Raw genomic sequence first — 12,244 nt, forward strand, 5'->3', positions numbered from 1 at the left:
GGGACATCACTGTCCAAGTGCTTGTGGAATCAGTGTCCAAGTGGCCGTGGAATGAGTGTCCAAGTCAGCGTGGAGTCGCTGTCCAAGTGTTCGTGGAATGGGTGTCCAAGTGCGCGTGGAATCCCCAGTCAACACCCGGTGGCAGCCCTGACAGGTACCGGGCTCTCAAAGGCTCTAGCCAAAGGCTTACACCAGAGCAGTGGTATGTCGTCTATTGCCTGCGCAATGCCCGCGCTAATCTGGCCTCCGTCAACTGCAGCGCAGGATGCGCTCAGGATCAAGGATGATCGACCATAGGCAAGGAATGCTGCGACAGGGAGTCGTAAATGGTCTGGAAAAACCCGCTTCGGCGGGTTTTTTCATGGTCGCGATTTTTCACGCCAAGCCCTGGGCCACGCGCTCGACGATCTCCTCGCGAGCCTTGAGCGACGGTGCCACTCGCAGCAGGGCCTGCTCCAGCACGACGGCCGGGGAGGTGTCCGGTGTACCGCCATGGAAGGGCGGGGCTGGGGCGTATTCAAGTTGCAACTGCACCAGTTGCGCCAACTCCGTGCCATACAACTCACCCGCCAAGACCAAGGCAAAGTCGATGCCCGCGGTGATGCCGCCGCCGGTCAGCAGGTTACCGTCGCGCACCACCCGGTCCTTCACCGCAATGGCGCCCAAAGGCTTGAGCAAGTCGTGGTACGCCCAATGGGTGGTGGCCCGCTTGCCCTTGAGCAGCCCGGCGGCGCCAAGGACAAGGGAGCCGGTGCACACTGAGGTGATGTAGCGTGCCTGGGCTGCTTGGCGCTGGATGAAGGCCAGCGTCGGGGTATCTTCCATCAGCGGGCCGACGCCGGCGCCACCGGGCACGCAGATTACGTCCAGGGCTGGGCAGTCTGCGTAGGTGGTGGTGGGCAGAAGCACCAGGCCGGTGCTGGAGGTGATCGGGGCAAGGTCCTTCCAGATCAAGTGCACCTTCACGTCCGGCAGCGACGCCAGTACGTCATAAGGGCCGGTCAGGTCCAATTGCTGAATTTGCGGGAACAACAGGAAACCGATCTGCAGGGGCATGGCGCTTTTTCCTTGGGAGACGGCCCACCCGACATGGCTGGACGGTTTCACTCTAGGAGCCTAGGATTTGGCGTATCCGCCAATTAGCCCACGAATTACGCCAAATATGCCCAAGACTATTGATGTACTCGCGTTTGCCAACGTGCAGTTGCTAGATGTCACCGGGCCGCTGCAGGTGTTTGCCTCGGCCAATGACCTGGCGCGCCAGCAAGGCTTGCCGCCGCCCTATGTGCCACGGGTGATCGCGCCGGGACTGGAGCCAGTGATGTCGTCGGCGGGGTTGGCGCTAGTGTCGGCGCAGTTGCCACCACCCGGCCAGCCTTGTGACACCCTGATCGTCGCTGGTGGCTGGGGCGTGTATGCCGCCGCCGAAGACGCCGCGCTGGTGGCCTGGGTGCGCCAGCGAGCGGCGCAGTCGCGGCGCGTGGCGTCGGTGTGCACCGGGGCGTTTTTGCTGGCCGCCAGTGGCTGGCTCGACGGGCGCCGGGTGGTTACCCACTGGACCCGCTGCGAGCAGTTGGCGCAGCTGTATCCAAGCCTGCAAGTGGAGGCCAACCCGATTTTCATTAACGATGGGCCGGTGTGGACCTCCGCCGGAGTGACGGCGGGCATCGACTTAGCGTTGGCCCTGGTGGAGGCGGACTTGGGGCGGGCCATGGCCCTGGAAGTGGCGCGACAATTGGTGGTGTTCCTCAAGCGCCCGGGAGGCCAATCCCAGTTCAGCGTGACCCTGGCCTTGCAGCAGGACGGCAGCCGTTTTGATGAATTGCATGCCTGGATCGCAGAAAACCTGAAGCTAGACTTGAACATCCCCAGCCTGGCGCTACAGGCGGGGATGAGCGAGCGCAGTTTCGTACGCCATTACCGCCAGGAAACCGGCCAGACCCCGGCCCGGGCCATCGAGGCAATCCGTGTGGAAAGCGCCCGGCGCCTGCTGTGTGACACGGGCATGGCGGTCAAGCGCGTGGCGGTGCAGTGCGGCTTTGGTAGCGAAGAGACCTTGCGGCGCAGTTTCCTCAAGGCCCTGGGGGTCACGCCCCAGGCTTATCGGGAGCGGTTCTCCGGGCGCGAGGCGGTACCGGGGGGCTGAAGGGCGGCGCAAACACGCGGACTAAAGCACTGAACGCGGTGGTTGACACTAACTGGCCAGCTTCTCTAGGATGTGCCCATGCGCCGATTTAAACAGCTACTTGCGGGGCGCCAGGGGACCGAAAGGTCACCGATAGAAGCTTGATACTGGCTTCGAAATACCGCTAAAGCGCTGGTTCGGTGTTGCCTCTCACCTGCCCGGCAGAAATTTGAGGCAGAGACACGACACGATGAATGCACCCAGCCCCCTTGTACGTCTTGCGCCGATTACGGCGAACCTTCCCCAGCACAATCCAAAAATCCTTCTCGGTGGCAAGCATCAGCCCACCTTGCTGCGCTATCTCGATGGCTGGCCGCGCCGTACGGGGCGTCCTTCGGCGTTCCTGATCCAGTTCGTGGCCGATGGCGAATCCCTGGCGCGTTTTGCCAGCGATAGCTTCGACCTGGCCGTTATCCAAGCTCCCAGCGGCGCAGATGCCAACGAGATGATTAAACAACTGGTGCGCGTCAGCCGTCAGGGTCTGATTACCCGCCGTTGAGGCTAGGGATAGTCAATCGCCACGATATACACGCACTGTTCGCCCGTCGGCGTCTGCACCCGCACTTCGGCGTCCAGCGCCTTGCCGATCAAGGCGCGGGCCAAGGGGGAGTCGATGCTAATCAGGCCTTGCTTGAGGTCCAGTTCGTCGGGGCCGACGATGCGGTAGCGCGCCTCCTTGCCGCTCTCATCCTCAATGGTCACCCAGGCGCCGAAGTAGACCTTGTTCGGGTCGCTGGGCCGCTCGCTCACCACTTTCAGAGCTTCCAGGCGCTTGGTCAGGAAGCGCACGCGGCTATCGATTTCCCGCAGCATTTTCTTACCGTAGGTGTACTCGGCGTTTTCCGAGCGGTCGCCCTGGGCCGCCGCCTCGCTCACCGATTGGGTGACCTGGGGGCGGCGCACATGCCACAACTCATGGAACTCGGCCCGCATCCGCGCCTCGCCCTCGGGGGTAATCAGGGCGGTGCCAGCGGTGCGGGGAGGGCGGTAGCGGCTCATTGCGGCTTCTTGTGCGGAGGGCGGAGTGGGCGCGAGTCTATCAACCCTCGCGCAGGACTGTCAGGGGGCTGGCATTGAGCGCCCGTCGCGTGCCGAAGACGCCGGCGCTACCGATCAGCAGTGCGCCGATCAATGGCAGCACCAGCAACCAGGGGTGCGGTTGCCAGGGCAGGTCGAAGGCGTAGCGGTACAGCACCAGGCTCACCACTTCCGAACCCAGCGCGGCCAACAGGCCGCTGACCGCGCCGAGCAAGCCGAACTCGATGCGCCGCGCCTTGACCAGCAAGCGCCGCTCCGCCCCCAGGGCACGTAGCAGGGCGCCCTGGTGAATGCGCTCGTCGAGGGTGGCCTGCAACCCGGAAAACAGCACCGCCATCCCCGCCGCCAGAACGAACAGCAGCACGTACTCCACCGCCAGCGTGACCTGGGCCAGGATGCTGCGCAGCTGTTCGAGCAAGGCTTCGACTTGCAGGATGGTCACCGCCGGGAAGGCGCGGGACAGGTCGATGATCTGCTGATCGTTGCCCGGGGCCAGGTAGAAACTGGTCAGGTAAGTGGTCGGCAAATCCTTGAGGGTGCCGGGTTGGAAGATCATGAAGAAGTTGGGCTGGAAGTTATCCCAGTTGATGCTGCGCAGGCTGGTGACCCGCGCCTCGCGATTGACTCCGGCCACGGTGAACACCAGGTGATCGCCGAGTTTGAGCTTGAGGCTTTCGGCCACCTTGGTTTCCACCGACACGCCTGGCAAGTCATCGGGCGGCTGGGCCGGCCACCAGGCTCCCTCGGTGATGGCGTTGCCTGCCGGCAGGTCGGTGGCCCAGGTCAGGCTCAGGTCGCGCTGCACGGCGCGATCGCCGCTCGATTCCTTGGTGACGATCTCGCGCACCGGCTCGCCATTGATACTAATCAGCCGCCCCGGCACTACCGGGTAGAGCGGCGCCGATTGCGCCGACGCCTCGCTCAAGCGTGCGCTGAAGGCATCTTTATCGGCGGGCAGGATGTTGAGGGCGAAGTAATTGGGCGCGTCCTTGGGTAACTGGTTTTGCCAGGTGTCGAGCAACTCGCCGCGCAGCAGCGCAATCAGCGCCATCGACAGCAGGATCAAGCCAAAGGCCAGGGCTTGCCCGGCCGCAGCCAAGGGGTGGCGCAGCAGTTGCCCCAACCCTAGGCGCCAGGGCAGCGAAGCCTTGGCCAGCAGGCGCCGCAGGCTTTGCAGCAGAAGCAGCAACAGGCCACCCAATACCAACGCAGCCACTACGCCGCCGCCCAGCAGGGCGAAGGTCAGCACCAGGTCCAGGCTCAGGCGCCACATAATTAACCCCAGGGCGGCCAAGGCTGCGCCGTATACCACCCAGCTACTGGAGGGGATGGGCAACATGTCGCGGCGCAACACCCGCAGCGGCGGCACGCGGCCTAGGGCGGCCAGCGGTGGCAGGGCGAACCCGGCCAGGGCTACCAGCCCGGTGCCGATGCCGGCGATTGCCGGCAGCAACCCGCCCGGTGGAACATCGTTGGGCAGCAAATCGTGGAGCAGGGCGAACAGGCCCAGTTGGGCCAGCCAACCGAGGAGGGCACCGCTGAGGCTGGCAAGCAGGCCGAGGACGGTCAATTGCACGCTGAACAGCAGCAGGGCTTCGCGCCGCGAGAGGCCGAGGCAGCGCAGCAACGCGCTGGCATCGAAACGCCGGGCGGCGAAGCGGGCGGCGGACAGGGCCACGGCCACGCCGGACAGCAGCACCGCCACCAGGCTCGCCATGTTCAGGTAGCGCTCGGCCTTACCCAGGGCGCCGCCGATCTGCCGGTTGCCGTCGCGGGCATCCTGCAAGCGCTGGTTGGCGGCCAGCCCCGGTTTTATCAATTGGCGATAGCTTTCCAGGCGACTGGCCTCGCCGCGCCACAGTTCCCGGTAGCTAACGCGGCTGCCCGGTTGCACCACGCCCGTGGCTTGCAGGTCGGCGAGGTTCATCATCACGCGCGGGGTGAGGCTATAGAAGTTGCCGGCGCGGTCGGGCTCGTAGGTCAGCACACGGCTCAGGCGCAGGGTCTTGACCCCTACATCGATGCTGTCGCCGATCTTGAGTTCCAGGGCGGTCAACAGCCGCGCCTCGGCCCAGGCCTCGCCGGGCTGGGGGCCGCCACCGGGCGCTTCTGGTGCGAAGGGTGCGCTGGCGCTTTTCAGTTCTCCGCGCAGCGGGTAGGCCGGGCTGACCGCTTTTACGCTGGACAACTGGATGCCGTTGTCGGTGGCGATGACGCTGGAAAATTCCACCACCGACGCGTGTTCCAGGCCCAGGTCGAGACCGCTCTGGGTCTGCTCCGGGCGCGCTGGCGAGCTGCCTTCCAGCAGCAAGTCGGCGCCGAGGAACTCGGTGGCGCGCAGCATCATGGCGCCATTGAGGCGGGCGCCGAAATAGCCGATGGCAGTGCTGGCAGCCACGGCCACCAGCAAGGCGAAGAACAACACCCGCAACTCACCGGCGCGGGCATCGCGCAGCAGTTGGCGGACGGCGAGGCTGAACAGGCGCAACAGCGGCAGGCGTGCCATCAAGGCTCCAATGGCGCGACCAGCAGGCCGGCTTCAAGGCGGATCAGGCGTCGGCAGCGATGGGCCAGACGTTCGTCGTGGGTCACCAGCACCAGGGTGGTGCCGCGTTCCTGGTTGAGCTCGAACAGCAAGTCGCTGATGCGCTCGCCGGTATGGCTATCAAGGTTGCCGGTGGGCTCGTCGGCGAACAGCACGTCGGGCTCGGCGGCAAAGGCGCGGGCGATGGCCACCCGTTGTTGCTCGCCGCCGGAGAGCTGGCGTGGCGAGTGGCTCAGGCGCCGACCCAGGCCGACCCGTTCGAGCAACTCGGTGGCGCGCGTGCGGGCGTCTTTGCGCCCATCCAGTTCCAGCGGCAGCATGACATTCTCCAGTGCGTTGAGGCTGTCGAGCAGCTGGAATGACTGGAACACGAAGCCCACGTGTTCGGCCCGGACTCGCGCGCGTTGGTCTTCGTCCAGGGTGCTCAGGGCCTGGCCGGCCAGCACCACTTCGCCGCCACTGGGCAAGTCGAGGCCGGCGAGCAGCCCCAGGAGGGTGGATTTACCGGAGCCGGAAGCGCCGACGATGGCCAGGCTATCGCCCTTGTTCAGTTCCAGGCTGAGTTCGTGCAGGATGGTCAGTTCACCTTCCGCGCTGGGAACCACTTTGCTAAGGTTCCGCGCAGTGAGAATGCTTGCGCCCATGGAGAGTCCGATGCGTGTGTGGTTTTTGAGTGCTGGCCTGGCCTTGGTGTGCATGGCCCAGAACGCAGCGGCGGGTACAGTCCTGATCGTGGGCGATAGTATCAGCGCGGCTTTCGGCCTGGATACCCGCCAAGGCTGGGTCGCTTTGCTGGAGCAGCGCCTGGTGCGCGAGGGGTTCGACGACAAGGTGGTCAACGCGTCCGTCAGTGGCGACACCAGCGCAGGGGGCCAGGCGCGCCTGCCGGCACTGCTTGCAGAGCACAAGCCGGCGCTGGTGGTCCTGGAGCTGGGCGGCAACGATGGCCTGCGCGGGCAGTTGCCCACGCAATTGCAACAAAATCTTGCGTCGATGATCGACAGTGCCCGTGCCAGCGGTGCCAAGGTGTTGTTGCTGGGCATGCAGTTGCCACCTAATTATGGCGTGCGCTACACCAAGGCCTTCGCCGAGGTCTACAGCCACCTCGCCAGCGAGAAAAAAGTGCCACTGGTGCCGTTTTTCCTCGAAGGGGTGGGTGGCCATCCGGAGCTGATGCAGCGCGATGGCATCCACCCGGCCGCAGCGGCCCAGGGCCAGTTGCTGGAAAATGTCTGGCCGACGCTGAAACCGCTGCTTTGAGACTTTTCTAGCGGCGGTCTTTCGGCTAAGGTGGCGCCCCGATTTGGAGCCCCCGATGCCACGTCCCGCCTGGTCCCTGTTTGCCTATCAACTGATCGAGCCTGATGAACAGCTGGATCTGTTCGCCTGCCAGGAAGTGCGGGTGCACCTGGTGACACGGCAGTTGGAACTGGGCGGCTCAGCGGATCGAACCCTGTGCGGCACGTTGTTGCCCGCGCAGCCGCGGTGGTCGGCGGTAGACCGCAAAATTTTCCAGGACCAACGCCTGTGCCCGCTATGTCGGGCTATCCTCGAATCCCAGAAGCGCGGTACGCCGCCGATCTGGCCGGAGCTGCGCTTCGAGCTGTAACCCGCCACCCCGCCCGCTGACACCCCCTAAGCCCCGGGCCGCGGTGTACAATCGCCTCTTTTGACCTCTTGACCCTGCGAAGGACTTTCCGGATGTTGCCGCGCTTTCCTGCCGTCACCCGCTGCCTGACCCTTGCCGCCCTGTGTGTGGCTGGCCCCGTTGCTGCCCTGGAGCTGCCGTTGCCGCCGCCGGGCGAAGACATCGTGGGCCAGGTGCAGGTCATCAAGGCCAAGTACGAAGACACTTTCGCCGACCTGGGCACCGCCTACGACCTGGGCTACCTGGAAATGGTCGCGGCCAATCCGGGGGTCGATCCGTGGTTGCCGGGGGCGGGTACCGAAGTCGTGTTGCCGACCCGCTTCATCCTGCCGCCAGGGCCGCGCGAAGGCATCGTCATCAACCTGGCTGAATACCGCCTGTATTACTTCCCCAAGGGGCGGAACGTGGTCTACACGTTCCCGCTGGGTATCGGCCGCGAAGGCTGGGGCTCACCGATCGCCCACACCAGTATCGTAGCCAAGACGCCAAACCCGACCTGGACGCCGCCGGCCTCTATCAAGGCCGAGCACGCGGCTGATGGCGATCCGCTGCCTAACGTGGTGCCTGCCGGCCCGGACAATCCCTTGGGGCCTTTCAAGTTCACCCTGGGCACCCCGGGTTACCTGATCCATGGCTCGAACAAGAAGTTCGGCATCGGCATGCGCACCAGCCACGGCTGCTTCCGCATGCTCAACAATAACGTGCTGGAAATGGCGGGCATGGTGCCAGTCGGTACGTCCGTGCGGATCATCAGCGAGCCCTACAAGTTCGGCCTCAGTGGTGGCAAGGTGTACCTGGAGGCGCATACACCGCTGGATGACAAGGGCAACCCCTCGGTGGTGGACAAGCACACCGCCGTCATCAACGCCTTGCTCAAGCGTGAAGACCTGGCCAACAGCCTGCGCATGAACTGGGACGTGGTGCGTGACGTAGTCGCGGCCGAAGATGGCCTGCCGGTGGAGATTGCGGTGCCGACCACTGCGCCCATGATGAGCAGTACCCCGGTCGAGCTGCAGTAGGCGCCTGCCTAGAGCCCGCCAGCACGGAGTCGTGTTGGCGGGTTTTTTATTGCCTGGGTAAAAAGCGGGCAATAAAAAAGCCGACCCAAAAATGGATCGGCTTGATAACAATCCCTAAGGACTATTACTTGCGGCTAGCTTTTTCCAGCATACGCAGAGCGCGCTCGTTAGCTTCGTCAGCAGTCTGTTGTGCTTTTTGAGCAGCAGCCAGAGCTTCATCAGCTTTACGGTAGGCTTCGTCTGCACGAGCCTGGGAGCGAGCTGCTGCGTCTTCAGTTGCAGTCAGACGTGCTTCGGTTTCTTTGGAGACGCTGCTGCAACCGGTAGCCAGAACTGCGGCCAGAGCCAGAGCAGAGAATTTCAGAACGTTGTTCATCGTGTTCCCCTTCAAGGACTTTCAATTAAGTAGCCACTTCCTCAGAGTGAGGAAATAGCCGGCGTACATACTACCCATTACTTGTAGTAAGTAAACTGACGTAGCGCAAGAAGCAAAAAAATTGTAGGCGTTGATTCTTTTTTGAGCAACTTTTCACAGCGTTGTTTAAAAAAACGCAGGCCTGCGCTCCAGGCAGGGCGATGGTTGTAGGCGCCGTGCAGTGTTGCCAACAGTCATTCTTTATTGATTTGTCTAGACTGTAGTTCTGAATCTGTGGTCGGGCTCTCGTATCTTTATCCATATTGAGGTGACTTTAAGAGTGCTGGTTCGTCTTAAGTCTCAATATCCGGCAATGTGCGGGCTATCGACCCGGCATATTGGGTCGAGCCTTCTATAGTCCCCCCGGCACGTTTGGCCAGCCAACGTTGCAATGACGAGCGCGCCTTGAGCATTTGCGGCAATGGCGCCTACTATTTGATACGTGCTCGGCTGCGCAGAATCGACAGGTCTTGTTTGGTGCCTGGCAGGCACGGGGTGGCGTAGATGTTCCTTCGCCGGAAAAACATCGGTAAGGTAGGGTCGCTAACCCAGACCCGCGAGGAGTAGTGATGAGCGAGGCGTTGTCCATCCACCATGACCAGGTTGGTCATCAGTTCGAGACCAATGTGGACGGTCATCGTGCCTACTTGACCTATATGGACCTGGGTAAACAGACCCTGGATATCTATCGCACCTTTGTGCCCAACGCCCTGCGTGGGCGTGGTATCGCGGCGGCATTGACCGAGCAGGCGCTGGAATACGCCGATCGCATGGGCTACACGGTCATTCCTTCTTGCTCTTATGTAGAGCGCTACATGGAGCGGCATCAGCGACACGCGGCGAAACTCTGACTTCACGCGCTCACCGCAAGCGAATGCCGTGACCGAACGCCTCGCCCCCTTCACCGGGGGCGGGGCGTTTTGCTATGGGAAGCATGCCTGGCCCTCTGCGGGAAAAGTAGGCACATCCTGACTGCGCATTGGCTCCTTGGGCCATATTTCTGGCTTTTTCGGTCACGATCCCGAGATTGTGTTTCAAGGGGTTAGGAATGGCTGTTTCCGACGCCTTTAGGGGCTTCAGTGACGGGGCACCTGTGCTTAACTTCTTTTTTTGGAAACAAAACAAACAGTTAGGAATCGCTTACTCATGGATCTGAAGATTGATCGGCAGGCGCTCGTGCCCGTGGTGCAGCAAATCGTCAACGGATTGGCCAGTTGGATCCGCCAGGACAACGTGCAACCGGGAACGCGCCTGCCCTCCATTCGGCAACTGGCCAGGGAGAATTTGCTTAGCCAGTCCTGTGTGGTGCAAGCCTATGAGCGAATGGTTGCCCAGGGCGTGCTGGCTTCGCGCCATGGCCTGGGCTTTTACGTGGCCTGCGCGACTTCGCTCACGGAGCGCGAAGCTGCGCCTGCGGGCGCAGAACTGGCGTGGGGGCGGGTGGACGAGAGCCCGATGGGCGAATTGAAACTGGGATGCGGCTGGCTTCCGGAGAGTTGGCGCGAAACTGATGACCTCAGCTATGCGATCCGTGAAGTCACCCGCACTGACATGGCGGGGCTCTTTAGCTACAGCACGCCCCTGGGGTTGCCGGCCTTGCGCCAGCAGCTACGCCGGCACCTCAAGCAGGTCGATATTTGCGTGCAAGAGCAGCAGATCCTGACCACCCAGGGCGCCAGCCACGGCCTCGACCTGTTGGTGCGGACCCTGTTGCGCCCAGGCGATTGCGTGGTGATTGAACGCCCCGGTTTTGCCAACCTCCATCGCCTGCTCACGTTTTGCGGTGCCACGCTGTTGGAGGTTGCGCGTACCCGCACCGGCCCGGATCTGGAGGAGCTCGAACGTTTGCTGGCTGAGCACCGGCCCCGCGCGGTGTTCATTAATAGCCTGTACCACAACCCCACCGGCAGCAGCCTCACCCCCACGGTTGCTCGGCGTCTGCTGCAATTGGCCAGCGAATACGATTGCTACCTGGTCGAAGACGATGCCTACGCCGACTTCCAGAACGGCTCATTCGCTCGGCTCGCGGCGATGGACACCGAGGGCCGGGTGATCTACATCGCCAGCCTGTCCAAAACCCTGAGTAGCTCATTGCGCTTGGGTTACCTGGTCGCCAGCCCCGAGCTGGTGGCACGCCTGGCTGAGGTCAAGATGATTACCAGCCTGGGCACCTCGCGGTTCTGTGAGTCTGTGGTGGCGAGCATGTTGGCCACCGGGGCGTATCGAAAGCTGACCCAGCGCTTGCGCCAGCGCCTTAATAAGGAAATGGCGGCCACGTTGCAAGCCCTCGAAGATGCCGAGTGGGAGGTGTTCACCCGCCCTGCCGGCGGCATGTTCATCTGGGCACGGCCGGCGAAGGGCGATGAGGCGCAGGTGCGCGAGCAGGCCACTAGATGCGGCGTGCTGCCGTCGATGGGCGATGCGTTCCATGTGCAGGCCGAGTCTAGCCCTTGGCTGCGGATCAATGTGGCCTATGCCGGCGACCCGCGGGCCCTGGCATTCTTCCAGGCAATGTTGCCGTCGCAGTGATGCACACTGTCCTGAAAACGACCTCGGCATAGCTTTTTGCCATTGTTGCGATGGCTAAGGCTTGTGCTCGGGGTTGGCCCGTTGCGACTCTGCAGGTAGAGAAATGGCGTATTGCCATTGAGCAAGGCAAGGGGACCGCACGCAATGAATACGGCCATTGAAGGGCGTTTCGCCAACCTGGGCATGGCGAAGAAGCTGGCGATCGGTTTTGTGCTGGTGTTGTTGCTGACCGCTGTGGTGGCGGTCATAGGTGTGTGGTCCCTGCAGGCCATTGGCCGCCAGTTCGACGGGCTCAAACAAATGTCCTCCCTTAATAGCCGTTTGCTCGCGGTGCGACTGCTGGAGCAGGACTACGCCTTGCGTGGTGACCCGAAAACCGTCGAAGCCCTGCACGAAGGCACAGACGCCTTGGTGGTGCAGGCGCGGCAGCTCAAGGCCGATTCGCCCGCCAACGGTCAGCTCATGGCGGCGGTCGAGCAATCCCTGGGCGCCTACCGCCAGGCCTTCGACGAGTTTGTCGATTTGACCCAAGCCAAGGAACTGGCCCTGGAAATGGCCAGTTGGTCGGTGTCCAGCGTGGCCAATAACCTGGACGTGCTCCAGGCCGGCCTGATCGATGATGGCACTTACACCCTTAAGGAAACCCAGGGCAAGGACGGCGCCGCATTTGTCGAGCAGGCAAGCCAGATCAGCCAGGTGTCGAAATTAATGCTGCAAGCGATGAACGAAGCGCGGCTGCGCCTGGATCAGAACCGCAAGGGCGAGGACGCCGCGCAAGGCCAGATCGAGCAAGCGCAGCAGGCACTGGCACAGGTCGAGCAGCTCAAAGGCTTGGTTACGGACGACGGTTACCGGACTGTATTGG

General features: G+C 62.9%; 11 protein-coding genes and 1 pseudogene. 7 read left to right on the plus strand and 5 right to left on the minus strand.

Annotated features, from left to right (window positions below; translation table 11 throughout):
- Positions 1-375: 375 nt before the first annotated feature.
- Complete coding sequence (inhA, locus tag AC19YR_RS15335; RefSeq protein WP_095110802.1) at positions 376-1,056, minus strand: isonitrile hydratase; 681 nt, start codon at positions 1,054-1,056, stop codon at positions 376-378.
- 106 nt (positions 1,057-1,162) lie between these two features.
- On the opposite strand from inhA, the gene AC19YR_RS15340 reads away from it, so the two are divergent.
- Complete coding sequence (locus tag AC19YR_RS15340; RefSeq protein WP_500599100.1) at positions 1,163-2,146, plus strand: GlxA family transcriptional regulator; 984 nt, start codon at positions 1,163-1,165, stop codon at positions 2,144-2,146.
- 229 nt (positions 2,147-2,375) lie between these two features.
- Complete coding sequence (locus AC19YR_RS15345) at positions 2,376-2,684, plus strand: class I SAM-dependent methyltransferase (RefSeq protein WP_500599101.1); 309 nt, start codon at positions 2,376-2,378, stop codon at positions 2,682-2,684.
- A 2-nt stretch (positions 2,685-2,686) separates the two neighbouring features.
- On the opposite strand, the gene greB is transcribed toward AC19YR_RS15345, so the two are convergent.
- The 3 genes from greB to AC19YR_RS15360 are packed head-to-tail and all read right to left on the minus strand — an operon-like array spanning position 2,687 to position 6,412.
- Positions 2,687-3,184, minus strand: a complete 498-nt coding sequence (gene greB, locus AC19YR_RS15350; protein ID WP_095110805.1) for a transcription elongation factor GreB — start codon at positions 3,182-3,184, stop codon at positions 2,687-2,689.
- A gap of 40 nt (positions 3,185-3,224) precedes the next feature.
- Positions 3,225-5,729, minus strand: a complete 2,505-nt coding sequence (locus AC19YR_RS15355; RefSeq protein ID WP_500599102.1) for an ABC transporter permease — start codon at positions 5,727-5,729, stop codon at positions 3,225-3,227.
- The gene (locus AC19YR_RS15360) at positions 5,729-6,412 is read right to left on the minus strand and encodes an ABC transporter ATP-binding protein (protein WP_500599103.1); all 684 of its coding nucleotides are present in this window, start codon (positions 6,410-6,412) and stop codon (positions 5,729-5,731) included. The genes AC19YR_RS15355 and AC19YR_RS15360 overlap by 1 nt, the downstream gene beginning before the upstream one ends.
- Positions 6,413-6,422: 10 nt before the next feature.
- On the opposite strand from AC19YR_RS15360, the gene AC19YR_RS15365 reads away from it, so the two are divergent.
- The 3 genes from AC19YR_RS15365 to AC19YR_RS15375 all read left to right on the plus strand — a co-directional run bounded on the left by AC19YR_RS15365 (position 6,423) and on the right by AC19YR_RS15375 (position 8,435).
- Positions 6,423-7,028, plus strand: coding sequence for an arylesterase (locus AC19YR_RS15365; protein ID WP_500599105.1), 606 nt, complete (start codon positions 6,423-6,425; stop codon positions 7,026-7,028).
- A gap of 55 nt (positions 7,029-7,083) precedes the next feature.
- Entirely contained in the window at positions 7,084-7,377 is a 294-nt protein-coding gene (locus tag AC19YR_RS15370) for a hypothetical protein (RefSeq protein ID WP_095110809.1), read from the plus strand.
- Positions 7,378-7,469: 92 nt separating this feature from the next.
- A complete protein-coding gene (locus AC19YR_RS15375) occupies positions 7,470-8,435 on the plus strand; it encodes a L,D-transpeptidase family protein (RefSeq protein ID WP_095110810.1) in 966 nt (321 codons plus the stop codon).
- Between the two features lie 124 nt (positions 8,436-8,559).
- On the opposite strand, the gene oprI is transcribed toward AC19YR_RS15375, so the two are convergent.
- Positions 8,560-8,811: an outer membrane lipoprotei OprI gene (gene oprI, locus AC19YR_RS15380; protein WP_003172710.1), complete on the minus strand. Its 252-nt coding sequence runs from the start codon at positions 8,809-8,811 to the stop codon at positions 8,560-8,562.
- Positions 8,812-9,419: 608 nt separating this feature from the next.
- On the opposite strand from oprI, the gene AC19YR_RS15385 reads away from it, so the two are divergent.
- Positions 9,420-9,701, plus strand: a complete 282-nt coding sequence (locus tag AC19YR_RS15385) for a GNAT family N-acetyltransferase (protein ID WP_022640086.1) — start codon at positions 9,420-9,422, stop codon at positions 9,699-9,701.
- A 295-nt stretch (positions 9,702-9,996) separates the two neighbouring features.
- A pseudogene (locus AC19YR_RS15390) lies at positions 9,997-11,411 on the plus strand (aminotransferase-like domain-containing protein).
- Positions 11,412-12,244: the final 833 nt, after the last annotated feature.

This window comes from Pseudomonas sp. MF08817 (genome assembly GCF_059862705.1).

Excerpts from the sequence above, each read along its gene's own strand:
- inhA (WP_095110802.1), bottom strand. The coding sequence starts at position 1,056 with ATGCCCCTGCAGATCGGTTTCCTGTTGTTCCCGCAAATTCAGCAATTG.
- AC19YR_RS15340 (WP_500599100.1), top strand. The coding sequence starts at position 1,163 with ATGCCCAAGACTATTGATGTACTCGCGTTTGCCAACGTGCAGTTGCTA.
- AC19YR_RS15345 (WP_500599101.1), top strand. The coding sequence starts at position 2,376 with ATGAATGCACCCAGCCCCCTTGTACGTCTTGCGCCGATTACGGCGAAC.
- greB (WP_095110805.1), bottom strand. The coding sequence starts at position 3,184 with ATGAGCCGCTACCGCCCTCCCCGCACCGCTGGCACCGCCCTGATTACC.
- AC19YR_RS15355 (WP_500599102.1), bottom strand. The coding sequence starts at position 5,729 with ATGGCACGCCTGCCGCTGTTGCGCCTGTTCAGCCTCGCCGTCCGCCAA.
- AC19YR_RS15360 (WP_500599103.1), bottom strand. The coding sequence starts at position 6,412 with ATGGGCGCAAGCATTCTCACTGCGCGGAACCTTAGCAAAGTGGTTCCC.
- AC19YR_RS15365 (WP_500599105.1), top strand. The coding sequence starts at position 6,423 with ATGCGTGTGTGGTTTTTGAGTGCTGGCCTGGCCTTGGTGTGCATGGCC.
- AC19YR_RS15370 (WP_095110809.1), top strand. The coding sequence starts at position 7,084 with ATGCCACGTCCCGCCTGGTCCCTGTTTGCCTATCAACTGATCGAGCCT.
- AC19YR_RS15375 (WP_095110810.1), top strand. The coding sequence starts at position 7,470 with ATGTTGCCGCGCTTTCCTGCCGTCACCCGCTGCCTGACCCTTGCCGCC.
- oprI (WP_003172710.1), bottom strand. The coding sequence starts at position 8,811 with ATGAACAACGTTCTGAAATTCTCTGCTCTGGCTCTGGCCGCAGTTCTG.
- AC19YR_RS15385 (WP_022640086.1), top strand. The coding sequence starts at position 9,420 with ATGAGCGAGGCGTTGTCCATCCACCATGACCAGGTTGGTCATCAGTTC.